Raw genomic sequence first — 23,740 nt, 5'->3', positions numbered from 1 at the left:
GCAGCCGGTGGATCAAGCGGATCAGCGGCCAGTTGTTCGACGCCGCGGAACGCTACCGTCTTCTCGCGCTGGAGCAGGTCCTGGAGCGCAATGAGCTGCAGGAACATCGCGATCTGGTCGATGCATGTATCAATCGCGACGCCGATCGCGCGATCACCCTGCTCCAGCATCACTACACCCAGACCTTCGAAGCGATCACGAACACATCGCTCAATCCGTGAAAGAATAGGGAAGTCCTGGAAGCACGAAAATTGAAGCGAGGCAGAGGACTTGCTTCAAACATTCGAAAGATGCCCTGGGCCGAATGTCGATTGCCTGTTTCCTGGAGCAATTCCAGACGATCGCTGGTCAGGAAATCGCGGAAGACAGAGAGTTTGGATTACCGATCTGATCCGATCAAATCGAAGCTCGCTCTAATATTCGATCTTCGGTCCCAGGGGAACGATACCGGTCGGGTTGATCGTCGGATGGCTTTGGTAATAGTGGCCCTTTATGTGCTGCATGTTCACAGTCTTGGCGACTTCGGGCAGATGATAAATCTCACGCGTGTAGCGCCACAGATTCGGGTAATCGACGATCCGGCGCAAATTGCATTTGAAGTGACCGACATAGACCGGATCGAAGCGTATCAGTGTAGGGAACAAACGGATATCGGCCTCAGTCAACTGTTCGCCCATAAGGAAGCGATGGGACGAAAGCCTGTTTTCGAGCCAATCCAGCGTTTCGAACAGCGGGCCAAGCGCTTCTGCATAGGCTTCCTGGCTAGTGGCGAAGCCAGCCCGATAAACGCCATTGTTCAACGTATCGTAGATCCGCTGGTTGAGCGCATCGATCTCCGCCTGCAGCGGCTGCGGATAATAATCGCCAGGCTTGGCTCCAAGACCATCGAAGGCGGAGCCCAACATCCGGAGGATTTCGGAAGACTCGTTGTTGACGATTTTCCCGTTCTTTTTGTCCCATAAAATGGGTACCGTGACAGACCCTGTATAGTGCTGGTCGTCGGCAGTATAAATTTCCCGCAGAAAAAGCGCCCCGTGAACAGGATCCGGAATCACCCCCGGACCATCGGCAAAGGTCCAGCCTTGTTCACGCATCACCCAGTTGACTACAGAAATGCTGACCATGTCTTCCAGCCCCTTGAGTGCCCGCATGATCAACGTGCGGTGGGCCCAGGGACAGGCAAGACTGACATATAGGTGATATCGCCCGGCTTCGGCAGCAAAGCCTGCACTGCCGCTTGGCCCAGCGGATCCATCCGCTGTGACCCAATTGCGATAAATGCTGTCCTTGCGGATGAAACGGCCGCCAGTGGAAGAAGTGTCATACCACTGCTCATGCCAGACGCCGTCAATCAGAAGTCCCATGCCATCATCCCATTGTCTGTCTGCTCGATCGTGGCGGGGCCGCAATCTTGGGTGGAACGAATTGAAGCGCAAGGACAGGGGCGACGGGCCGATAATTCCGCCATCACCAGGTCAATCCACACTCATCGTCGACATCACATCATATCGATGAATTTCAATTTCCCCACATTTGAGCGATAGTTCATGCAATAATACGTATTTTGTCGATTTTTTTGATGAAGTCGAGTCGTACATTCATTGGAACGACGCGAGACTGAAGCGCCCATGCGCACCATCGACCGCGCGTTCGACGCACAACTCGATCGCCTTCAATCCTTCCAGTGCTTTTCGCCCAGGCGGATCGTGACCGGCTTTTCCAGCCTTTCGGCGTCCTCGCCAAGTGCGAAGCTATAACTGCCGGCAGGCATCGACCACTGGCCGTCCCCCCAGTTCGCCAGCAGGCGGTCATCGACCGTCAGCGTGATCGCCTTGCTTTCCCCCGGATTCAACATGACCCTCTGAAACCCGATCAGGCGTTGCAGCCTTTCGCCATTGCGCCCCACCATATAGAGTTGCGGCACATCGGCCCCTGCCCGGTCGCCGACATTCCTGATCGTGAAGCTCAGCCGGAGCTTCTCTCCCCTGACCGCAGACAGTCCGGACAGGCTGAACTTGCTGTAGCTCAGGCCATGGCCGAACGGGAATAACGGCTTTTCTCCCGAGCGGGCAAAGGCACGATAGCCCACATCCGCGCCTTCGCTGTAATCGACCTCCACCGGCGTCTTGTCCGGCAGGCCCAGGCCCGGCAATGCGCGGCGGGGATATTGATCAAGCGAAGCTGGATAGGTCATCGGCAAGTGACCGGAGGGATTGACCCGCCCCGTCAATATATCCGCTATCGCCTGTCCGCCTTCCTGCCCCGGATACCAAGCCTGAACGACCGCCTTCGCCTTGTCGAGCCAGGGCATCGTCACCGGATTGCCTGTTTCCAGGACGACGACAAGATTGGGATTGGCGGCAGCGATCGTCCGGATCAGATCCTCCTGCCCCTGCGGCAAGGACAAGGACCCGGAATCGTAGGACTCGCCTTCCCATTTGGTCGCAAAGAGGATCACCATATCGGCACGCGCGGCAAAGGCGGCGGCGACTTCAGCCGAATAGCCGGTCTGAAAGCTGATGCTGGCCTGGGGCAGGGCAGCGCGCAGGGCCGCGATCGGCGCATCGGGAAAATAGGATTGGCGATTGAACAGTTCGACCGGCCCCTCGCCGCCCTTGAGAACGCGCATCTCGCCGTTCGAGGGGGTGACCTGACTGGACCCGCCGCCCGACAGCACGCCGAAATCTGCATTGCCGCCAACGACCAGGATCGACTTCGCGCTCGCGGCCAGCGGCAAAATGCCCTCATTCTTGAGGAGGACGATCCCTTCGCGGGCCGCTTCCAGGGCCGTCTTCGCATGGGCTTTGTAATCGATCGGCTGGGTGGAATAGGCATCGGAAATGCCGATGGCGAACAGGCTGCGCAGCACGCGACGGACAGCATCGGACAACCGGGTCTTCGATACGTCCCCCTTCGCTACCGCAGCCGTGAGCGGCTCGGTAAACCAGGGGTGCTCGTCGAGCTGGCGACCCATTTGCTGGTCAAGCCCCGCATTGATGTAGGATACGTCACCCACCGCGCCCCAGTCAGACATGACCCAGCCGGGATATTTCCACTCGCCCTTCAGGATATCGTCCAGAAGATGCGCGTTGCCGCAGGCCTTCTGGCCATTGACGAGATTATAGCCGCACATCACCGCGCCCGGCTGGCCGATCTCTATCCCGATCTTGAACGACAGCAGGTCGCTCTCCCGCAGCGCGCTCTCGGCAATGACGGCATTTGCGGTGTTCCGCTGCGTTTCCTGCGCATTGAGGACGAAATGCTTGATCGTTGAGACGACGCCCTGCGATTGGATGCCACGAATGGAATAGCCGGCGAGCATGCCCGCAAGCAGCGGATCCTCCCCCAGATATTCAAAATTGCGGCCGTTGCGCGGATCCCTGGTCAGGTTCATGCCCCCGCCGAGCAGGATGTTGAAGCCCTTGGCCCGCGCTTCCGCCCCGATGGTCACGCCGACCCGTTCGGCCAATATGGGATCGAAGGATGATGCGAGTGACAGTCCCGAAGGCATGGCGGTCGCAACATCCCCCACGCGAAGCTGGCCGGGGTTGACGACGCCCAGACTGGCGTCCGTCGACAGTTGCGGCGGTACGCCCAGCCTTGCGATGCCGGGCACGTAGCCGGCCGTGAACGGCACCCCGGGGGGTATGTCGACTTCAACCCCTGCCAGCGGGATCGGCATGATCGCCGACAGCAAACCGATTCTTTCCGCGTCGGTCATTTGCGCTTCCAGGCGCGCCGCCTTCTGGTCTGGCTCTTCTGCCTTGCCACGCGCCATGACCGGGGACGAAAGAACAAGCACCGAAAGCGCCAGCAGGGCACGCATTAAAGGCCATTCCTTTTCAACAGGGGGGAAGGGGAAGCCGGCTGGATGAGCAGGCACCGCCCTCTCCCAATCCAAAGTATTCTGGATGAATGTTTGCCGGACCTTCGGGGGAGAACGAAGGCCCGGCATCCCAGGGATCAGAAGTTGACGCCGGCCCGGACGCCATAGGTCCGCGGATCGGCAAGCTGCGCGGAGGCGAAGATGCCGGTCTGCGCCGCGGTGACGACGATGCTGTTTTCCACATTCCGGACAAAGCCCTGGAGGTACCAGCCGTTATCCGGCGCGTTGTACGTCAAGAGCAGATCGGTCCGTGTATTGCTGGGCACGCGGAACTGGTTCACCGTGCTCAGCGAAGCGAGGCGATAGTCATCCGAAAGCCGCGTACGCACCCCGGCCTGGACATTGCCGCCATTGGCGAGATTGAACGTCTGCATATAGCCCGCGGTGACGACGAAGGTCGGCGACCGATCCAGCTTCTTGCCCGACCAGTCAAATCCCGGCGCTGGTATGAAGGAGCCATAACGCGCGTTCAGCCAGGAGAAGGAGAAATCAAACTTGCTGGTCGCAACCGGCATGATGACGCCCTCCAGTTCAACGCCATCGATCTTGGCGGACGAGGCATTGGTGGTGACGCGGCACGGCGTGCCACACAGCGTGTCGGAGAACTGGCTGAGCTGTATGCTCTTATAGTCATAGTGGAATGCCGATGCATTCAGGCGAACGGCATTGTTCATGAAACGCGTCTTGAGGCCCGCTTCGTAAGAAGTAAGCGTTTCAGGATTATAATAGAGCGCTCCGGCCGGTACAGTGCAGCCACTGTTCGTACCCTGTTCACAACCATCGTTGAAGCCGCCAGCTTTATATCCGGTCGCAATAACACCATAAAGCAGCGTCCGGTCGTTCACATCATAATCCGCGCCGATCCGCCAGGTTGTCTTGGAGAATTTGCGATGCGCAATGTTCGGCGTGCTAAGGTCGGTGGGTTGCCCGCAGGCGATCGTGCCGCATTGGACGAACTGCCCGATACGCGACTTGTTGTCATGCGAATAGCGGATGCCGCCGGTGAGCCGTAGCGATGGGGTGATGCTGTAGGTCAGCTGACCGAAACCAGCCCAGGATTCGGCAATGGTCGGATCCTGCTCGACACCGAAAGCGTAACCGGTGGCGCCGGGCGTCGGCGTCAGGAATCCAAGCAGGTAGCTCGCGATTGCTGACTTCTCCTTGAAATAATAAATGCCAGCTTGCGCCTTGATTGGACCGTCGCCATTGGTCGAGAAGCGCAGCTCCTGACTGTTTTGCCAGTAACTGCCATCATAGGGATTCGCGATGGTAGCGCCGCCGCCATCGACGAGGAACGCGCCGTCTTCGTGCCGCTTGAACTCACGGTAGGAACCCAGATAGTTCAGAGTGACAGGGCCAAGATCATAGCTGAGATCGGCCTGGATGCCCCAGGTCGAGTTGTCGGAACCGATCGGCCCGCTGAAGGGCGCGTTCAACGTCCGCTTTTCCGCAGAACTGCTGCCATTCGCAATGTACAGCGGGTCAACGCCGGTCGTCTGATAATCGGCGTAGAAGTTGCTGACGGGAACCGTATTGTATCCCGTACCCTTGATAGCCGAATAATCGCCGCGCAGGACGAGTTCACCAGAACCAAGATCAAACAGGGCGGAGAGCCGGCCGGAGAAGTTCTTCTTGAACGGGTCCAGGCGCGCATTCCAGTTCGGCCCGGCAACCAGATAATTATCGCGGCGATCGTAATTGGCCGCGGCGCGGATCGCTATCCCCTGGCTTACCGGGACATTGATGACTCCGGTCAGCTGCTGCGTGTCGAAATTGCCATATGTAGCGTCGATCGAACCACTGAACTCTCCCAGCTTGGGCTTGTTCGTGATGATGTTGACCAGGCCTGCCGTGGTGTTGCGGCCGAACAGCGTGCCCTGCGGACCGCGCAGCACCTCGACGCGCTGGACGTCGAAGAAGCTGACTTCCTGGACCTGAGGACGGGCGATATAGATGCCGTCGGCCATGAAAGCGGCGGACGGATCACCCTTTTCGGTGCCGTCGGAACTGCTGACGCCGCGAATGGTGATCTGCAGGCCGTTATTACGGTCGATCGACAGATTGGGCACCTGTTCGCCAAGGCTGGTCGGGTTGGTGACGCCGGCCGATAGCAGGGCGTCGCCGCTGACGGCCGTCAGGGCAACAGGCGTTTTCGACGCAAGCGTCTCGTTACGGGTCGCGGTGACGACGATTTCCCCGTCCGGCAGTGCTGCACCCGCGCCCGCTTGGGCGAAGGCCGGAAGCGAAAAGGAAAGCGCTGCGGCAAGCGCGGTGACCGAAACATAGGCCGTGCGAATTTTCATCGAGAACATCCCCTTTTTTAAGGTGAAATTTGTCGCCCCTGACGTCGACAGCGCAATTTCCTAACAGCGCATGTCAACGTTGACAATATCGAAAATGTCAACGTTGACATTCTCAGGCTCGAGCCACTGGCAAGGATCGGTCAACGTTGACAAAAAAGCCGGCCTACGCGAAGGCTCACGACATGCCTATCGATACCAAGCCTACGCTGCACGATGTCGGCGCCCTCGCCGGGGTGGCGGCCCGCACCGTTTCGCGGGTGATCAATCGTGAGCCAGGCGTGTCGGAGCGAACCGCCGCAAAGGTCAGGCGCGCCGTTGAAGAGCTGAATTTTCGTCCCAATCTGGCCGCCCGCGCGCTGCGCGGCGACCGGTCCCTGCTCGTGGCGATCGTCAATAGCAACCCCTGGCCACGCTATGTTGCCGATGTGGTGCGGGGCGTGTCGATGGCATGCCGGCAGGCAGGAACATATCTGACCTTCGAGGAATTTTCGCCCGACGACCAGCATATCGCCGCCAGCATGGCGAATTTTATCGACAATGTCGGGATCGCAGGCACCATATTGATCCCGCTCCTGGCCGACGACCAGGAATTGCTCGACATGCTCGAACGTCGCGGGGTGCGCACCGTGCGCATGTCGCCGGCGCGCGACATCGGCAGAACCAATGCCGTGATTTCACGCGACGAGGACGGCATATCCGCGCTTGTCGATCACCTCGTCGCCCTCAACCATCGCAAATTCGGATATATCGCAGGGGCTCAGGGCCACGCCTCCTCGGAAATCCGCGCCGGCGCGTTCCGGAAACGACTGCATCACCATGGCGTCGACTGGTCTTCCGTACTGTTCGCCCATGGCGACTTCAGCTACATATCCGGAGCAGAGGCCACCCGCCACATGCTGGCCAGGGACCGCAAGGAATGGCCGACCGTCATCTGCGCCGCCAATGACGAAATGGCTGCCGGTGTGATCAGCGTGTTGGGCACAATGGGGATCAGGGTACCGCAGGATATCGCGGTGACCGGCTTCGACGACAATGACATTGCCCGATTGATCTGGCCGCCGCTCACCACCGTCCGGCAATCCGTCGTCGATCAGGCCTATTCGGCGACCCAATTGCTGCTGGATCGAACCTCGGACGAACCCCGATGCATCGAACATGGGGTGGAACTGATCATCCGGCAAAGCACCTCCGGCTGAGCCATGGCGGTAAACAAGGAAACAAAGCGGTCGACCTGACTGAATCAGATCGACCGCTCCGGATTTCTTGCCATCACCGATTTCCTGGCCCGCGATCGGTTCCGATCGCATGGAAATCGCTTCAGGCGAGGTTGGAACCGATCCACGCCGCCACGTCGGTAACCGGAATGGCATTGCGCTGGTTGAACGTCCCGGCCTTGTCCCAGGCGACGCCGCGTCCCTGGGCAAAGGCGGCGCGATATTTCCGCATCATGTTCTGCGGGTCGCGGGCCAGTTCTTCCATCAGGAAGGGTACAGTCCATTCCGACCGGCTGAAGGGACGGCCAAGGGCAGCTTCCAGCTTGTCCGCGACTTCGCCATAGGTGACGGTATCGCCCGCAAGGAATACGATCTCGTTGCGGATGGTCGGTTCGAAAAACACGATTTCCGCGGTCAGCACCCCGATGTCATCGGGCGTGGTCAGCGTCACCGCGGTGTCGAGGCTGCCAAGGGCATGGACTGCGCCGTTCTTCAGATCGACGACGCCGAATTCCGGTTCGAACAGATAGCTCATGAACATGCCGGTGGAAATGATGACCCACTCGGTCTTGCTCTGCGAGCGCAGCAATTCCCGCACGTCGAGCTGGGCGTCAAAGATATCCTGCGGGCTGCCACGACCGATCGCTTCGAAATCGACGCCAAACTGCCACGGGAAGTAACGCGGTATGCCCGATTGCAAAGCAGCCTTGGCCAATTTCATGGGCGTGTTGATCCCGGCGGCATAGCCCGCGCATCCGATCACCGTGTCATAGCGCGAAAATACGGACGCCAGTTCATCGATCGAGCTTGTCACCAGATCGCCCACGACGATCTCGATACCCAGATCACGGATTTCGGCGACATCCCGCTGCTTTTCGGGCACGTCGGACTCGACGGCACTGGCGCGCAGCAACACGCTGATCCTGGCCCCATCGACGTCCTTTGCGCGACGCGCCAGGTTACGCAAGACTGGCAGGCCCAGTTCGCCGGCCCCCAGCACGAGAATGTTCCGTGACTTCACGATGGAAACTGCATCATTCATAATTCTGACCTATTCAGCATTGGTTGCCGCCTTGATATGGCGATCCATGGACAAGCGCGAAAGAAGGCACATGCGTGATACTGGGGCCGGATTATTGAATCCGGAGGACATTCTCGAATATTCCCAGACCGTTTGCGACGGCCTGAGAGACGACGACGACGGCTTGCGGCGAGAGGTTCTGGCCCATGCCGGCAATCGCTGGTCGCTGGGCGTCATTCACACGCTCGGCGTGTACGGCCAACTGCGCCATGCGGAAATCGGCCGGCGCATGCATGGCGTTACGCAACGGATGCTGACGCGCACCCTTCGCCAGTTGGAGCGCGACGGATTGGTGATCCGCCACGATTTCGAGGAGGTGCCCCCTCGCGTCGAATATCAGCTGTCCGATTCCGGCCTTGAGCTGCTTGTCCGGATGGTCCCTCTATGGACATGGATCGTCGAGAATGCGGAGCGGTTTCGGAAGGCCCGGGAGACATTCGACAGCCTTCAGCTGGGCAAGGCGTCATAGAACCCCGTCCTTCGCGACAGGGAGCGCCCAGGCGATTACCTGATCGCCGATCGGCGTTTTCATGAAGTGATGGCCCCGGTCATCAGGACGACATATTCACGCCCATTCTGCTCATAGACCATCGGCGCCGCCTGACCGCCGGCGGGGAGCGCCTGCTGCCAGAGGATTTTACCGGTCCTCATGTCGATGGCCTTGAACAAATCGTCCGTCGCCGCCGCGATGAAGATCAGGCCGCCAGCCGTAACGACCGCACCGCCATTATTTGGCGTACCGATGCAAATTTGCAATCTTGGACGACGGCGCCCTGTCGGCACCGCATGAGAACACTTCCCACCCGCAGCAATCGCCCGCGTCCGACGAGGGCAAATTCCGCAAGTTGCTCCAGTTCCTGATTTTCCGTTCCCAGGTCCGGTCGGTCCGCTTTTGCAATTCGGTTGCCCAGAATTAGCCGATTCCAGAATGCGCCTTCAATTTTGAGGCTGATCCATACTGTCACTGACCGGATAATTGGGGAACTGATCGGAAATATTCGATGCATCCTTGACGAGGCCAAATGCATCGGATAATTACGATGCATGGACACCAGCGAAGCACTTTCGGTCCTCTCGGCTCTTGGCCATCCCACGCGTCTTGATGCGTTTCGGCTGCTGATCCGACATGAGCCTGACGGCCTGTCGACCGGCGAGCTGGTCGAGGCCTCCGGCCTGACCCAGAGCACCTTCTCAACGCACCTCGCCGTCATGGTGAAAGCTGGACTGGTACTGTCGGAGAAGCGTGGCCGCCAACAAATCCAGCGCGCCAATCTCGACGCGTTGCGCGGACTGATGGTCTATCTGGCCAAGGATTGCTGCCAGGGACGCGCCGAACTGTGCGAGCCGCTGCTGGCCGAACTTATCTGCTGCTGAAGAGGCGATGATGACCGATATCGTGATCTACCATAACCCGCTTTGCGGAACCTCTCGCAATGCCCTGGCCATGATCCGCAATGCGGGCATCGAACCCCATGTGGTCGAGTATCTGAAGACGCCGCCAAGCCGCGCGCTCCTGGTGCAACTCATGGATCGGGCCGGCATCACCCCGCGCGCCCTGCTGCGCGAGAAAGGCACGCCTTTTGCCGAACTGGGCCTGGGCGACGAAAGCCTGGCCGATGACGCGCTGATCGACGCGATGATGGAGCATCCCGTCCTCATCAACCGTCCGCTGGTGGTGTCTCCGCTGGGTGTGAAGCTCTGCCGGCCTTCCGAAGAAGTCCTGGATCTGCTGCCGGCCGGGCAGCGCTGCCCATTTGTCAAGGAAGACGGCGAAGTCGTGGAAGCGACGAGGCGATGACCCTTTCGGTTCGCGACGCAACGATCGGCGATGCCGGTGCCATTGCCGCCATCTACGCGCATCACGTCCTGCACGGCACGGCAACCTACGAAATCGTGCCACCGACAGAGGAGGAAACCGAAGCCAAGATACGAACGCTGACCGGACGAGACTGGCCATTCCTTGTTGCCTGCGATGGATCTGAGGTGGTGGGCTATGCCTACGCCACGCAGTTCCGCGATCGGCCGGCCTACGCTTATGCCTGCGAGAACAGCATCTACGTGGCGCACGACAGGCGCGGTAGCGGCATCGGCAAGCTGCTCCTCATGGCCTTGCTGAAGGCCGCTGAAGCCCATGGCTTCCGGCAGATGGTCGCCGTCATCGGCGGGGGTGAACCTGCCTCCGTAGCGCTCCACGCGTCCTGCGGTTTTGAGCATGTCGGTCGCCTCACCGGCATGGGCTGGAAGGCAGGCCGCTGGCTCGACACGGTTTACATGCAGCTTCCCTTGGGCGGCGGCATCGCGACCGCGCCGGCTGCTTCCGGGAAGGACTGACGACCATGTCGCTGTTCGAACGCTATCTCTCGCTGTGGGTGGCCCTGTGCATCGCGATCGGGATCGGTCTTGGCCATTTGCTCCCGAGCGCCTTCGAGACCATCGCAGCGCTGGAGATCGCCAACGTCAACCTCGTCGTTGCGGCGCTGATCTGGTTGATGATCATCCCGATGCTGCTGCGGGTCGATTTCGGCGCGCTGCATAGCCTTCGGCAACACTGGCGCGGCATCGGCGTCACCCTTGTGGTGAACTGGGCGATCAAGCCATTCTCGATGGCGCTGCTCGGGACGTTCTTCCTCCGCTATTTGTTCGTCCCGATACTGCCGGCAGGCGCATCCTCGTCCTATATTGCGGGCCTGATCCTGCTGGCCGCAGCGCCATGCACGGCCATGGTCTTCGTCTGGTCGAACCTTGTCGACGGTGAGCCGAACTACACATTGAGCCAGGTGGCACTGAACGACTTGATCATGATCTTTGCCTTCGCACCGCTCGTCGGCCTGCTGTTGGGCGTGGCATCAATCACCGTGCCGTGGAACACACTGGCGCTGTCGGTGGGGCTCTACATCGTCGTCCCGGTTATCATCTCCCAACTGCTCCGCCGAGCGCTTCTTCGCGGCGGCGAGAAGGGACTTCAGCATTTCCTGTCCGCCATCAGCCCGATCAGCCTTGCCAGCCTGCTGCTGACGCTGGTGCTGCTGTTCGGCTTCCAGGGTGAGCAGATCATCCGGCAACCGCTGGTGATCGCGCTGATTGCCGTGCCGATCCTGTTTCAGGTCTATCTCAACGCCGGCATCGCCTACTGGCTCAGCCGCCGTTTCGGCGTGGCGTGGTGCGTCGCCGGCCCTTCGGCGCTGATCGGCGCCTCCAATTTCTTCGAACTGGCAGTGGCCGCCGCCATCAGCCTCTTTGGGCTCACCTCCGGCGCCGCGCTGGCAACGGTCGTAGGCGTGCTGGTGGAAGTGCCGGTGATGCTGTCCATTGTCGCCTTGGTGAAGCGAACCCGTCCCTGGTATGAGAAAGCCATTGCCGCATGAGATTGCGTGAACTCACCGCCCCCGATCATCTGCCTGCCTTGGACAAGGCCTTTGCGCTGGCTCGTCCCGCCACTGGCCTCGGACCGGACCAACCGCCTCCGCGCTTTCTACTGCTCTACGGCTCGCTGCGAGAGCGCTCCTTCTCTCGCCTCGCCGTGGAAGAGGCCGCCCGCCTGCTGCAATATTTCGGTGCTGAGACGCGGATCTTCGATCCCAGCGACCTGCCGCTGCCAGATCAGGTGGCGGAAGACGATCACCCTGCGGTGCATGAATTGCGCGAGCATGCGCTGTGGTCGGAAGGCATGGTCTGGTGCAGCCCGGAGCGGCACGGCCAGATCAGCGGCATCATGAAGACGCAGATCGACCACCTGCCGCTCCAGATTCGCGGGATGCGGCCGACGCAAGGGCGGACGCTTGCAGTCATGCAGGTGTCCGGCGGCTCCCAATCGTTCAATGCCGTCAACACGCTGCGCCTGCTGGGTCGCTGGATGCGGATGTTCACGATCCCCAACCAATCGTCGGTGGCGATGGCTTACAAGGAGTTCGACCAAGACGGCCGGATGCGGGCGTCGAGCTACTACGAGCGCATCGTCGATGTGATGGAGGAATTGGTCCGCTTTACGGTACTTATGCGACCGCATGCGGCGCAACTTGTGGATCGCTATTCCGAGCGCAAGGAAGCCGGAATTTCGGTTGATGCCGAGTCTGACCATTCGGCAGTCGCGATAGCGCCGCAATCTTGATTGACGGCTAGCAGCCCGGCACGGCGAAAATCAGGATCAGCAACCATGGCATCCGGCTGTACGACGGACTCAGCCGGGTTCTGGCCCATGCTCGCGATATCCCGTGTCCTGTTGTCGCTGGTTAAGCGCCTGGTTCTCATGCGGATATCGGCCATCTCGCCTTGGCTCGGTCTCGCGGCGGCGTGAGATTAGGCTCTTGCGGAGCATTGACCCTCCCGCTAACGCACCTCTGCCCGGGACGACGGCTTCGTCGTCCCGGGCATGATCGCGCCGGTGCCTCGAAAGAGGCTTAAAAGGGAACGCGGTGAGGATGGCTCCGGCCATCCAAATCCGGGGCTGTCCCTGCAACTGTAAGCGGCGAGCGCGATGCATATCGCTTCCTCCAGTGTGAGGAGGCAGCCACTGGACCGGACGCTAAATCCTGCGAGGTCTGGGAAGGCCGTGCATCAAGCTATGACCCGCGAGCCAGGAGACCTGCCAGCGTCTGGTCGCTCTTGCCCGGTCCAGGGGATGGCCAAGGCACGGTATCTTTCCGTTTGAGCGACGAACGGGCGGTGGAGACCGCATCGGTTCGCGTGGCGGTCGCTCTATGGCGTCCGGCTGCTGACGTGCGCCGACCGTCGCTGGCGGCACGTCTCCACCCGAATGTCGCGTGACGCCGGGAAGACATGCAATGGAATGGAAAAATGTAGGATTTTGGCTGGCCACCGGGCTGGCCGCCACCACGACGCAGCAGGCCGCCGCGGAAACCGCCGCGGATAGCTCAGCCGAAATCATCGTGTCGGGCGTTCGGCCGGGAGCATTGCTCCAGGAGACGGAAACCGGATCGCGCCTGGGGCTGACCGCGCTCGAAACGCCAGCCAGCGTCGCGCAGATTGATGGCGACGCGATCCGCGCTCGCGGCGATCTGGACATAATGTCGGCCGTAACCCGTGCACCGGGCGTCACCACCTCCGCCAATCCGGGCAATGGCGGCACAGCCCTGTCGCTGCGCGGCTTTTCCGGTCAGGGTTCAGTGCTGCAACTGGTTGATGGCGTCCGGCTGTTCCCGGTTGCGGGCACGATCACCTTCCCCACCGACCCGTGGAATGTCGAGCGGATCGAATTGCTGAACGGCCCCGCCTCCGTGCTCTACGGACAGGGCGCGCTGGGCGGCGCGGTGAACATCATCACCAGATCCCCCAATGCCGAACGCACCGAATTTGACGCGGAAGCAGGATATGGCTCGCAGGATAGCTGGCGCGCAGCAGCAGGTGTCGGTGGACCGCTGGGCGAGATGCTCTCCTACCGGATCGACGCCAGCTACCGGGCGTCGGACGGGTATGTCGACCGTGGCCATTCCAAGAGCCTCGCGCTCTCGGGCGCGCTGCGCTTCCGGCCAAGCGACAGCTTCACGCTCACCCTGCGCAACGACTATGGCAATCAGCGGCCGATGGAATATTTCGGCACGCCGCTGATCGACGGGGCGTTGGTGAAGGACAACCAGCGGCGCAACTATAATGTCGCCGACGCCAGCCTGCACTATCGCGACAATCGGACCACGCTGACCGCCGACTGGACGGTGGCCGACGGCATCACCCTCTCCAACGCCGCCTATCGCCTTACCAGCAAGCGTCTGTTCAAAAATCTGGAAAGCTATTTCTACAATGACGACACCGGCCTGATCAACCGAATGGACAATCTGGGCATCTTCCATGACCAGACCCAATATGGCGATCAGGCGACCATCCGCATCAGCAAGCCGATTGCGGGCCTGAAAAACGATCTGGTCGTCGGCTTCGACGCCAATCTCATCAAGCTCACTTATTCCAATGATTTCGGATCGGACCCACAGGAGGATGCTGTCGATCCCTTCGACTTCGATCCGGGCCTGTTCTACGACACGCAGGGCATCGCGCCCCGCTATCGCACGCGGACCAACGAATATAGCGTCTTTGCCGAAGACCGCCTGGCTCTGACCGATCAGCTTTCGGTGGTCGCAGGCATCCGGCACGAGCGGGACAAGGTGCAACGCTGGAACATCGTCTATAACCCGGACGGCAGCATCAGCGAGGTCAATGCCTTTCCCAATGGCGCGACCAATCGGAAATTCCGCAATACCACTTGGCGGATCGGCGGCGTCTATCAGCCGACCTCCAACATCTCGCTCTATGGGCAATATTCGACCGGCGTCGATCCGCTCGGCACGCTGACCACCTTCACCACCAATGCGACCCAGTTCGCCTTCACCAACGCGACGGGCGATCAAGTCGAGGGCGGCATCAAGGCCATGTTCCTCGATGGCAAGGGCAGCGCCACTCTGGCGGCCTATCGTATCGTCAAGAAGAAGCTGGTGGCGCAGCAGACGCCGACTAGTCCCATAGAACAGATCGGCCAGCGGTCCGCCAAGGGTGTGGAGGCTTCGGTGACGCTGCAACTGACCGACCGCTTCGGCATCGACGCGAATGGCACAGTGCTGGACGCTAATTTCGATGACTTCATCAGCGGCGGCACCAGCTATACCGGCAACACGCCACCCAATGTGCCTGAAGTAGCGGCGAACCTGTCCGTCTATTGGGCGCCCATTGACGCGCTGCGGGCCAATGCCAGTTTGCGCTATGTCGGCCGGAGCTTCTCGGACAACGCCAACAGCCACCGGGTGCCGGGCTATGCCGTGGTGGATGCGGGGTTGACCTATGCGTTCACCCCCAATCTCGCGGCGAACCTGCGGGTCTATAATCTCTTTGACAAGGATTATGCGACCACCACCTATAATGACGAGCAGTGGATATTGGGCCGCCCCCGTTCCATCGACATTTCGGTGACGGCTCATTTCTGACGCACGCGCCCGGTGGCGTCATCGCGGCAAGCGATGGCTGTATCTGACCCATCGCTGGCTGGGCATAGTGACATGCCTGTTGCTGGCGATGTGGTTCCTGTCGGGCATCGTCATGATGTATGTGCCTTTCCCGTCGCTGACCCAGCAGGAGCGGCTGGCGGGATTGGCACCCATCGACTGGAAGCAGGTCCATGGGAGTGTTCAGGCCGACGCCGTGTTGCAACAAGGGTTGGACGGTCCCGTCTGGCTGCACGACGGGGCGGCGGCGGCAATGAGCGGGCGCGCCATCGCTCCTGTCACGGCTCGCCAGGCTGGCGGCATCGCTGCCGCGTTCGGCAAAGCGCCTGCCTCCGCCGTGGATCTGATCGAGCGGGATCAATGGACGGTTGGCAGCGGGTTTAACCGCTATCGGCCATTGTGGAAGGTGACGCTCGACCGGCCAGATGGGTTGGTCCTCTACATCGCATCGACCACCGGAACGGTGGTGCTGGACACGATCCGGGCAGAGCGTTTCTGGAACTGGCTCGGATCGGTTCCCCACTGGATTTATCCGACCGTGCTGCGTCAGGACCAGCCACTGTGGAGGCAGGTGATCCTCTGGACCTCCGGGGCAAGCATCATAGGGGCGGTCAGCGGCATGTGGATCGGGGTGCTGCGTATGCGGCTGCGCCGCCGCTACAAGGGCGGGCGGATTTCGCCCTATCGCGGCTGGCAGCGGTGGCATCATGTCGCGGGGTTGCTCGGCGGCACCCTGTTGGTCGCATGGATCGTCAGCGGCTGGCTCTCCGTCGATCCCAACCGCTGGTTCGCCAGCAAAGGTCTGAGCGATGCGGCTCGTGCCGCTTATGCCGGAGCAGGGATGCCCCCTGCGCTGGACTGGCAGCATGTCGGCAGCACACCAGAGGCTGCGGGCGCGCGTCAGATGCGGCTGATATGGACCGACAGCACGCCTTTGCTGATCTTCTCCCGACCGAGTGGACAGGATGCGATCCTCGATGCGCGGAGCTTGAAGCCGGTGAAGCTCGAGCCACGCCGCCTGATCCGTGCCGCCCATCGGCTGGTTCCCGACGCTCGGATGGAAGCGGCCGACTGGCTCACCAAGTCCGATGCCTATTGGTATGAAGCCAAGGGAAGCGTGGAATTGCCGGTGTTGCGCATTCGCTTCGCCGACATGAATGACAGTTGGGTCTATATCAGCCCCCGCACAGGCGAGGTGCTGCGCGACATGGACGCTCGCCGCCGCCTCTATCGCTGGCTGTTCGATGGGCTGCATCGCTGGGATTTCGATGTGCTCATCCGTCAACGGCCCCTTTGGGATATATGGATGTGGGTTTGGTTGATTGTCGGGGCAATCATCTCGGTGAGCGGCATTGTGATCGGGATGCGGCGCTTAGGGCGGCCAACCGACCGGCGAATGTCGGGCATTGGCCGCGCCTGCGTCATCAGGGCAATCTGGTCTCCAATTGCGCCAGAGCAAAACACACCCTCACAACCCACGGATAACGCGTGAGTAATTCGGACCGTCCGCCGGTCTCCCGGGCACTGAGGATTTTTGGAAAGGAGTGGTGCACCCGACGGGATTCGAACCCATGGCCCTCAGATTAGGAATCTGATGCTCTATCCTGCTGAGCTACGGGTGCCCGTCGACGGCTCTATTCTGCGAATGGGGCGCGGTCAATTCTTCGCTTCGGGGGGCAGCACCGGAAAAGGCAGTGGCGCGACCTCCACCCCTTCCGCCATCAGGGCGCGTGCCTCGTTGAGCGCCACTTCGCCATGGATGCTGGCGCGGTCCTGCTCGCCATAATGCATGGCACGGGCCTGTTCCGCGAAATCGCGCCCGACCCAGGTTGAATCCTCCAGCGCCTTTTGCTGCGCCTTGGCGAGCGCGAGCACCAATTCACGCATCTTCGCCTCTTCCCCGGCGCCCATGGCGATGGATGCATCATCGGAGGAAGCCGCCTGCGGCACGATTTCCGGGCGACTGTTGCCCTTGGGCGCGACGGCGGGGGCCATCACCGCCTTGCCCACATGTTCATCGCCGCAAAGCGGGCAGGCTATCAATCCCCGCGCCTTCTGATCCTCATAATCGGCGCTGGAACCGAACCATGCCTCGAACACATGTCCTTGGGATTCGCATTTAAGGTCGAAAACGATCACGATAGCGTAACATCCATGGGCAAGGATCGCCTGTTGGCGAGCGCAGGCACCCGCCCGCGGACGTCCTCTACGCGCGACAGGTTGATCTCTGCAAGAGCAAGGCCGGCTGGTTCACCCATGTCGAGCACGATGTCCCCCCATGGATCGACGACCAGGCTGTGTCCATATGTCTCGCGGCCGTCGGCATGGCGGCCCGTCTGCGCGGCGGCAACGACGAAGCAGCCCGCCTCTATGGCCCGCGCCCGCAGCAGGATGTGCCAGTGCGCCTTTCCCGTCGGCACGGTGAACGCGGCTGGCATCAGCAACACCGTCGCACCCGCATTGGTAAGCGCACGATAAAGATCGGGAAAGCGCATGTCATAGCAGACCGACATTCCCATGCGCGCCCATGGCGTATCGACCGCCACGATCCGCTCGCCCGGTCCATAGACCGACGATTCCCGCCAGCTTTCGCCCGTCGCCAGGTCGACATCGAACAGATGTATCTTGTCGTAACGGGCGCGGATCTCGCCACTGTCGTCGATCATGAAGCTGCGATTGGCCCAACGGCCGTCGCTGCGCTCGTCTTTCAACGGGGTGGAGCCGAGATGGACCCACAACCCCTGCTTGGCGGCGGCCTCGCGCACGGCCGCGAGGACCGGGTCATCCCCCTCCGAATGCAGGGTCGCCGCTGCCCTTTTCCGGTCCCGGTCCAGATAGCCCGCCATTTCCGGAGTGAAGAGCATGTCCGCGCCATCCGCCTTGGCGCGCGCTGCCATATCGGCAATGGCGGCGGCATTGGCGGCAGGATCGATCCCGCTGGTCATCTGGAACATGGCCGCGCGCATTTCGCCTATGCCTCCAGCAATGCGTCGAGCTTGCCCTGCCGGTCGAGCGTCGCGATGTCGTCGCTGCCGCCGATATGCAGGCCATCGATGAAGATTTGCGGCACCGTCGCCCCGCCATTGGCGCGTTCCAGCATTTCCTGCCGCTTCGGACCACCCATGGTGATGTCATATTCCTCGAATGCGACGCCCTTGTCGCTCAACAGGGCCTTCGCCCGGGCGCAATAGCCGCACCAGGCCTTGGTATAGATTTCGACCTTCGCCATATTTTGCTCCTTGATCGTCGAAATTGTGGTTTGGCGGCTGTTTGTCAATCGGTGGCATCCGGCACCACCCGCGCCCAGCACAGCAGATGAACGCTTGCGGCGCCGCCGCGTTTCAGGGCTTTGGCGCAGGCCGCCGCCGTGGCACCGCTGGTATGCACATCGTCGATCAGCAGAACCGCACGGCCCTTGAAGTAATGGGCCGGCGCCAGGGCGAACGCTCCGCGGACCGCCCGTGCCCTCGCCTTCGGCGTCATCCCGCGCAGCGGCCGGGTCCGCCGGGTGCGGAGGAGAGCGTGGCTGTCGACGGGCAAGCCAGTCAACCGCGCGAGATGACGGGCGATCAGCGCCGACTGGTTGAAGCCGCGCCACCACAGGCGCCAACGGTGCAGGGGAACCGGCACGATGACCGGGTCCTGGACGGCAGGGACGTGCCGGACCATCTGCTTCGCAATGAGCCGGGAAAGGCCGACGCGCCGCCCATATTTCAGGCGCAGCGCTACGGCGCGGGCGACGTCGCCATAGGCGAGCACCGCCCGCGCACTGTCATAGGACGGCGGATCAGCCAGACAGGCACCGCATTCCGCCCCTTCCCCCTGATCATATTCAAAAGGCAATCCACAACTGGCGCAGCAGGGCGCGCCCAGAAACCGCATCCCGCTCCAACAGGCCAGGCAGAAAGCATCTTCCGCATCCACGATCTCGCCGCAGCCGGGACAGCGCGGCGGCAAGGCATAATCGACAATCGGGCGGAGCGCGGTCTTCAGAAGCGGAACGCACTTGTGCAGCGGGAGGCGGGACATCATCTCCCTTGTCCCCGCTCCTTCGCCCATGCACAAGGCCCCATGACCAACAGCGACATCTTCGACAGAGCCTTGCGCGCGAAACGACGCGACCGGATGATGGCGCGTTTTGCCGAGCATGATTTTTTCTATCGCATGATGCTGGACGAACTGCTCGACCGGCTGGGCGACGTGCAGCGCGAGTTGAAGGAAGTGCTGGTGATCGGCTGTCCCGACGGCAGCGCGAGGGCAGCGCTGGAGGCGATGGGCAAGAGCGTGGTTTGCGTCGACCCCGGTTTCGCGGCGGCCAGGGCGGGAGGCGGCGTGCAGGCCGACGAGGACGCCCTGCCCTTTGCCGACGACAGTTTCGACCTGGTGATCGCCTGCGGGACGCTGGACAGCGTCAACGACCTGCCCGGCGCGCTGATCCTGATGCGGCGGATATTGCGTCCCGACGGCCTGATGCTGGCGGCTTTCGCGGGCGGCGGGTCCCTGCCCCGGCTGCGCGCCGCATTGCTGGCGGGCGAAGGGGACCGCGCGGGGCAGCATATCCACCCGCAGGTCGATGTGCGATCCGCGGGCGACCTGCTGGCGCGCGCGGGCTTCACCATGCCGGTGGCGGATGGTGACATGCTGACGGTGCGCTATGGCGATATGCTGCGGCTGATGCACGATCTTCGGGGAATGGGCGCCGGCAATGTGCTGGCCTCGCGCCCGCCGGCGCTGCGAAGGGACACGCTGATCGCGGCCGCAGGGCATTTCGCCGCGGCCGCGGATGGCGATGGGCGGACGGCGGAACAGATGGCGGTCCTCTATCTCAGCGGATGGAAGGCGGATCCCAGCCAGGCCCAGCCCGCGCGGCGGGGCAGCGCGACCGTCTCGCTGGCCGAGGCGCTGAAGCCGCCGGGGGGATCGTAGAGGATCTTCGCGCGGCCGGTCGATCGTCACCCTTCGCCTCCACCAGCCTGTCTGCGGCCTGCGCCGCCGCATCATCCTGTTTCGCCATGGTGAGCGGTGCGTCATCCATCATGCTGCCCTTCCTCGAACGATCAGGCAGCAACCAGTTCATCAACTCCGCCGTTCCGCTGAAGCTCGCCCGAAAGGCGGCAAAACGCCGGGCTGCTGACATGAGTAAGTCGCGGCGGAGCGCCGGGCGATAGCCCTTGCGATCCTCCCTCTTCGTGTGCCGGGTAGCAGGATTGCGCTTTTTTGAACCTGTCCCCGGGAACCGACGCATGGCTGGCGACTTCCACCGGAATGAGTATCCAAGGAGGAGGAAGACCATGGCCAATCAGCAGTTCACTGACGCGATCGCCCTTCTGAAAGCGGACCACCGCAAGGTGGAGGATCTGTTCGAACAGTTCGAAAAGGCCGGATCATCGGCGCGCAAGAAGACGCTGGCGCGGGAGATCTGCCTGGAACTCAAGATCCATACGATGATCGAGGAGGAGATCTTCTACCCCGCCTTTCGCGGCAAGATAGAGGATGACACGCTGGATGAGGCCTATGTCGAGCATGACGGCGCCAAGCTGCTCGTCAACGACATAGAGGAAGGCGATCCTTCGGACGATTTCTTCGATGCCAAGGTCAAGGTGCTCTCCGAAGAGATCAAGCACCATGTCCATGAAGAAGAAATGCGGGGCGAGGGCATGTTCGCTCAATGCCGGAAGACCGACGTGAACCTGGTCCAGCTTCGCGACGCAATGCTCGCCCGCAAGGAGAAATTGTTGAAGGAAGCGGAAAATGGCGGCCTTCCCCCCGCCCGGCCGCGCGTCATCCAGTTGGTACCCGCCTGACGGGTCGGGTTTGGCCGGCCGGGGTTTCTGCTTCAGCCGGCCTTGGAAAGACCGATTCCCACTAAGCTGGGTGATGGGCGCGCCTGCCCGATCCAACTATCATGGCGGGAAAAAGACAAAGGAGAGAGCCGGTGTCCCGCCATGATGACGCATCCTATTTCGCCGCGCGTGCCAGGGAAGAAATCCGCAAGGCGTGCGCTGCCAGGCAGCGCGGCTGACCCGTCTCCCCCACCCTGCCTTCCTGCCTGTGGGGCCAGGCAGAGTTTACGGGCCTTGAAAGGTTACAGGCCTTGAAAGCCGTCCCTGCGCCCGCCATCTGGCGGTTCGGATTCCATTGGGGAGAGCTTTTGATACTGCCATGACCACCACGACCGGCACCGCACCCGAAACCCGTTCCTTCGAGGCCGACGTCGCCCGCCTGCTGCACATGATGGTGCACTCGGTCTATTCGGACAAGGACGTCTTCCTGCGCGAGCTGATCTCGAACGCGGCCGATGCCTGCGAAAAGCTGCGCTACGAACTGCTGAGCGATCCCGCACTCGCCGGGGAGGACGGCCAGCCGCGCATCACCGTCACGCTCGATCCCGACGCGCGCCAGCTCATCGTCGAGGATAACGGCATCGGCATGAGCGAGGTCGAGCTGGTCGAGGCGCTGGGCACCATCGCCCGGTCGGGCACCCGCGCCTTCATGGAGCGCGTCGCGGCGGCCAGGGAAGGCGCGAAGGAGGGGGAAGGCGCGCAACTGATCGGCCAGTTCGGCGTGGGCTTCTATTCCGCCTTCATGGTCGCGGACAAGGTGGACGTCTTTTCCCGGCGCGCCGGGGTGGATGTCGCCGCGCACTGGGCGTCGGACGGGCTCGGCAGCTACACCATCCAGCTTGTCGATCCGGCGGAGGCCCCGGCCCGCGGCACCCGCATCGTCCTGCACCTCAAGGAAGAGGCGGCCGGCTATGCCGAACAGTTCACCGCCCAGCGCATCATCACCGCGCAGTCGGGCCATGTCCCCGTTCCCATCTTCCTCAAGGAAAGACCGGAAGCGGAGGAGAAGCAGATCGCGGATGGCGCCGCCCTCTGGACCCGTCCCCGGTCCGACATCACGGCGGAGGAATATGCCGACTTCTACCGCAGCACGGCGGGCCAGTTCGACGAACCTGCGCTGACCCTCCATTATCGCGCCGAGGGGCTGCACGAATATTCGGTCCTTGCCTTCCTCCCCTCCGTTCGTCCGTTCGACCTGTTCGATCCGGACCGCGCCGGGCGGATGAAGCTCTATGTCCGCCGCGTCTTCATCACGGACGAGGCGCAGATCGTGCCGCGCTACCTGCGCTTCATGCGCGGGCTGGTCGACAGCAACGACCTGCCGCTCAACGTCTCGCGCGAGATGATCCAGGAAAGCCCCGTTCTTGCCGCCATCCAGAAGGGGGTCGCCAACCGCATCCTTTCCGAACTGGACAAGCTGGCCGACAGGGATGCGGACGCCTATCTCAAATTCTGGGACAATTTCGGCGCGGTCCTGAAGGAGGGGCTGTACGAGGATTTCTCCCGGCGAGAGGCGCTCCTTGGCCTCGCCCGGTTCAAGAGCACGGCATCAGGCGAAGGATGGCGCTCGCTCAAGGACTATGTGGAGGCGATCAAGGAGAATCAGACGGCGATCTATTATGCCACCGGGGTCGACCTCGACCGGCTCGCCTCCTCGCCGCAACTGGAGGGATTCCGCGCCCGCGGCATCGAAGTGCTGCTGCTCACCGACCAGGTGGACAGTTTCTGGGTCACGGCCGGCGTCGATTATCAGGGCAAGCCGTTCAAGTCGGTGACCCAGGGGCTGGCCGAGCTGAGCCTGATCCCGTCGGCGGAGGGCGATGCACCCGCCGGGCAGCCATCGGTGGAGGTCGACGGCTTCATCGCCTATTTGAAAGGCGTGCTGGGGGAGGAAGTGTCCGATGTCCGCGCATCGGAACGGCTGACGGAAAGCGCTGTCTGCCTGGTCGCGCCCGACAACGCGATGGACCGCCAGCTGGAGAAGCTGCTGGCCGGGGCCGGCCGGCTCGACAACACGGCAAAGCCGGTGCTGGAAATCAATCCGCGCCATGACCTTATCACGAAACTCGGTACCCTGGCCGAGGACAGCGAACTGCGCGAGGACGCGGCCTGGCTGCTGCTGGACGAAGCGCGGATCGTGGACGGCGAACTGCCAACCGATCCACGAGCCTTTTCCGCGCGCCTCGCCCGGCTGATCGGCGGCGCGATCAAATAAGGTATGCGTGGCCGGGACCGTCCCGGCCACCGTCCCTGTCGCAGCGGCACGGAGCGACAATCCGCTTGCCAGCCCTGCGAAAGCGCGCCAAGCACGCCGCAACAGGAAGTGAGGGGATAGTGCGTCGATGAGTTATTATGACGTTCTGATCGTGGGCGCGGGTCATGCTGGTGCCCAGGCGGGGATATCGCTGCGGCAGCTTGGCTTTGAAGGGTCGATCGGGATGATCGGCGATGAGAAGGATCCGCCCTATG

The 23,740-nt window shown here is 62.0% G+C and carries 23 protein-coding genes, 1 tRNA gene and 1 riboswitch; of the genes, 14 read left to right on the top strand and 10 right to left on the bottom strand.

Going from position 1 to position 23,740, the window contains the following annotated elements:
- A partial coding sequence (locus MRBLMA1_RS07320; RefSeq protein WP_363735860.1) for an FCD domain-containing protein occupies positions 1 to 221 on the top strand: 221 nt, incomplete at its 5' end.
- A 192-nt stretch (positions 222 to 413) separates the two neighbouring features.
- Here the strand turns inward: MRBLMA1_RS07320 and MRBLMA1_RS07315 are convergent.
- The 3 genes from MRBLMA1_RS07315 to MRBLMA1_RS07305 form a co-directional block, all read right to left on the bottom strand.
- Entirely contained in the window at positions 414 to 1,364 is a 951-nt protein-coding gene (locus MRBLMA1_RS07315) for a glutathione S-transferase family protein (protein WP_363735859.1), read from the bottom strand.
- 308 nt (positions 1,365 to 1,672) lie between these two features.
- The gene (locus tag MRBLMA1_RS07310) at positions 1,673 to 3,826 is read right to left on the bottom strand and encodes a beta-glucosidase family protein (protein ID WP_363735858.1); all 2,154 of its coding nucleotides are present in this window, start codon (positions 3,824 to 3,826) and stop codon (positions 1,673 to 1,675) included.
- A gap of 137 nt (positions 3,827 to 3,963) precedes the next feature.
- The gene (locus MRBLMA1_RS07305; RefSeq protein ID WP_363735857.1) at positions 3,964 to 6,189 is read right to left on the bottom strand and encodes a TonB-dependent receptor; all 2,226 of its coding nucleotides are present in this window, start codon (positions 6,187 to 6,189) and stop codon (positions 3,964 to 3,966) included.
- 182 nt (positions 6,190 to 6,371) lie between these two features.
- Here MRBLMA1_RS07305 and MRBLMA1_RS07300 point away from each other — a divergent pair, with 182 nt between their 5' ends.
- Positions 6,372 to 7,385, top strand: a complete 1,014-nt coding sequence (locus tag MRBLMA1_RS07300; RefSeq protein WP_363735856.1) for a LacI family DNA-binding transcriptional regulator — start codon at positions 6,372 to 6,374, stop codon at positions 7,383 to 7,385.
- 121 nt (positions 7,386 to 7,506) lie between these two features.
- Here the strand turns inward: MRBLMA1_RS07300 and MRBLMA1_RS07295 are convergent, their stop codons facing one another.
- Positions 7,507 to 8,424: an aromatic alcohol reductase gene (locus tag MRBLMA1_RS07295; protein ID WP_363735855.1), complete on the bottom strand. Its 918-nt coding sequence runs from the start codon at positions 8,422 to 8,424 to the stop codon at positions 7,507 to 7,509.
- A 67-nt stretch (positions 8,425 to 8,491) separates the two neighbouring features.
- On the opposite strand from MRBLMA1_RS07295, the gene MRBLMA1_RS07290 reads away from it, so the two are divergent.
- Complete coding sequence (locus MRBLMA1_RS07290) at positions 8,492 to 8,953, top strand: winged helix-turn-helix transcriptional regulator (protein WP_363735854.1); 462 nt, start codon at positions 8,492 to 8,494, stop codon at positions 8,951 to 8,953.
- Between the two features lie 59 nt (positions 8,954 to 9,012).
- Here MRBLMA1_RS07290 and MRBLMA1_RS07285 read toward each other — a convergent pair whose 3' ends face one another.
- Positions 9,013 to 9,240, bottom strand: a complete 228-nt coding sequence (locus tag MRBLMA1_RS07285) for a hypothetical protein (RefSeq protein WP_363735853.1) — start codon at positions 9,238 to 9,240, stop codon at positions 9,013 to 9,015.
- A 288-nt stretch (positions 9,241 to 9,528) separates the two neighbouring features.
- On the opposite strand from MRBLMA1_RS07285, the gene MRBLMA1_RS07280 reads away from it, so the two are divergent.
- The 7 genes from MRBLMA1_RS07280 (at position 9,529) to MRBLMA1_RS07250 (ending at position 16,920) form a co-directional block, all read left to right on the top strand.
- Positions 9,529 to 9,858 carry an ArsR/SmtB family transcription factor gene (locus MRBLMA1_RS07280; protein WP_363735852.1) on the top strand — a complete coding sequence of 110 codons (330 nt, stop codon included), beginning with the start codon at positions 9,529 to 9,531 and terminating at the stop codon, positions 9,856 to 9,858.
- 10 nt (positions 9,859 to 9,868) lie between these two features.
- The gene (arsC, locus tag MRBLMA1_RS07275) at positions 9,869 to 10,282 is read left to right on the top strand and encodes an arsenate reductase (glutaredoxin) (protein ID WP_363735861.1); all 414 of its coding nucleotides are present in this window, start codon (positions 9,869 to 9,871) and stop codon (positions 10,280 to 10,282) included.
- Positions 10,279 to 10,815 (top strand): GNAT family N-acetyltransferase, encoded by a 537-nt coding sequence (locus tag MRBLMA1_RS07270; protein WP_363735851.1) that lies wholly within the window; start codon positions 10,279 to 10,281, stop codon positions 10,813 to 10,815. The genes arsC and MRBLMA1_RS07270 overlap by 4 nt, the downstream gene beginning before the upstream one ends.
- 5 nt (positions 10,816 to 10,820) lie before the next feature.
- Complete coding sequence (arsB, locus tag MRBLMA1_RS07265; RefSeq protein ID WP_363735850.1) at positions 10,821 to 11,849, top strand: ACR3 family arsenite efflux transporter; 1,029 nt, start codon at positions 10,821 to 10,823, stop codon at positions 11,847 to 11,849.
- Entirely contained in the window at positions 11,846 to 12,592 is a 747-nt protein-coding gene (arsH, locus tag MRBLMA1_RS07260; protein ID WP_363735849.1) for an arsenical resistance protein ArsH, read from the top strand. Before arsB ends, arsH begins: the two co-directional genes overlap by 4 nt.
- A 254-nt stretch (positions 12,593 to 12,846) precedes the next feature.
- A riboswitch (cobalamin riboswitch) is annotated at positions 12,847 to 13,088 on the top strand.
- 177 nt (positions 13,089 to 13,265) lie between these two features.
- Positions 13,266 to 15,410, top strand: coding sequence for a TonB-dependent receptor (locus MRBLMA1_RS07255; RefSeq protein WP_363735848.1), 2,145 nt, complete (start codon positions 13,266 to 13,268; stop codon positions 15,408 to 15,410).
- A 67-nt stretch (positions 15,411 to 15,477) separates the two neighbouring features.
- Positions 15,478 to 16,920 carry a hypothetical protein gene (locus tag MRBLMA1_RS07250; RefSeq protein ID WP_363735847.1) on the top strand — a complete coding sequence of 481 codons (1,443 nt, stop codon included), beginning with the start codon at positions 15,478 to 15,480 and terminating at the stop codon, positions 16,918 to 16,920.
- Between the two features lie 53 nt (positions 16,921 to 16,973).
- On the opposite strand, the gene MRBLMA1_RS07245 is transcribed toward MRBLMA1_RS07250, so the two are convergent.
- The 5 genes from MRBLMA1_RS07245 to MRBLMA1_RS07225 all read right to left on the bottom strand — a co-directional run bounded on the left by MRBLMA1_RS07245 (position 16,974) and on the right by MRBLMA1_RS07225 (position 19,460).
- A tRNA-Arg gene (locus MRBLMA1_RS07245) sits at positions 16,974 to 17,050 on the bottom strand.
- Positions 17,051 to 17,084: 34 nt separating this feature from the next.
- Positions 17,085 to 17,567: a DUF1178 family protein gene (locus MRBLMA1_RS07240; RefSeq protein WP_363735846.1), complete on the bottom strand. Its 483-nt coding sequence runs from the start codon at positions 17,565 to 17,567 to the stop codon at positions 17,085 to 17,087.
- Positions 17,564 to 18,394 carry a carbon-nitrogen hydrolase family protein gene (locus MRBLMA1_RS07235; protein ID WP_363735845.1) on the bottom strand — a complete coding sequence of 277 codons (831 nt, stop codon included), beginning with the start codon at positions 18,392 to 18,394 and terminating at the stop codon, positions 17,564 to 17,566. The genes MRBLMA1_RS07240 and MRBLMA1_RS07235 overlap by 4 nt, the downstream gene beginning before the upstream one ends.
- A gap of 5 nt (positions 18,395 to 18,399) precedes the next feature.
- Positions 18,400 to 18,657: a glutaredoxin 3 gene (grxC, locus tag MRBLMA1_RS07230; protein ID WP_133653758.1), complete on the bottom strand. Its 258-nt coding sequence runs from the start codon at positions 18,655 to 18,657 to the stop codon at positions 18,400 to 18,402.
- Positions 18,658 to 18,701: 44 nt separating this feature from the next.
- The gene (locus MRBLMA1_RS07225; protein ID WP_363735844.1) at positions 18,702 to 19,460 is read right to left on the bottom strand and encodes a ComF family protein; all 759 of its coding nucleotides are present in this window, start codon (positions 19,458 to 19,460) and stop codon (positions 18,702 to 18,704) included.
- Positions 19,461 to 19,499: 39 nt separating this feature from the next.
- Between MRBLMA1_RS07225 and MRBLMA1_RS07220 the strand changes: the two genes are divergently transcribed.
- The 4 genes from MRBLMA1_RS07220 to MRBLMA1_RS07205 form a co-directional block, all read left to right on the top strand.
- Positions 19,500 to 20,354 carry a class I SAM-dependent methyltransferase gene (locus MRBLMA1_RS07220; protein ID WP_363735843.1) on the top strand — a complete coding sequence of 285 codons (855 nt, stop codon included), beginning with the start codon at positions 19,500 to 19,502 and terminating at the stop codon, positions 20,352 to 20,354.
- A 365-nt stretch (positions 20,355 to 20,719) separates the two neighbouring features.
- Positions 20,720 to 21,232 (top strand): hemerythrin domain-containing protein, encoded by a 513-nt coding sequence (locus tag MRBLMA1_RS07215; RefSeq protein ID WP_363735842.1) that lies wholly within the window; start codon positions 20,720 to 20,722, stop codon positions 21,230 to 21,232.
- Positions 21,233 to 21,590: 358 nt separating this feature from the next.
- Complete coding sequence (gene htpG / locus MRBLMA1_RS07210) at positions 21,591 to 23,486, top strand: molecular chaperone HtpG (RefSeq protein WP_363735841.1); 1,896 nt, start codon at positions 21,591 to 21,593, stop codon at positions 23,484 to 23,486.
- Between the two features lie 127 nt (positions 23,487 to 23,613).
- Positions 23,614 to 23,740: FAD-dependent oxidoreductase (locus MRBLMA1_RS07205; protein ID WP_363735348.1), on the top strand; the 127-nt coding region annotated here is incomplete at its 3' end.

The sequence above is a fragment of the Sphingobium sp. LMA1-1-1.1 genome (assembly GCF_040676365.1).
GTDB lineage: Bacteria > Pseudomonadota > Alphaproteobacteria > Sphingomonadales > Sphingomonadaceae > Sphingobium.
Note: the sequence above shows the minus strand (reverse complement) of the source record. Positions and strands in the feature narration are given on the sequence as shown.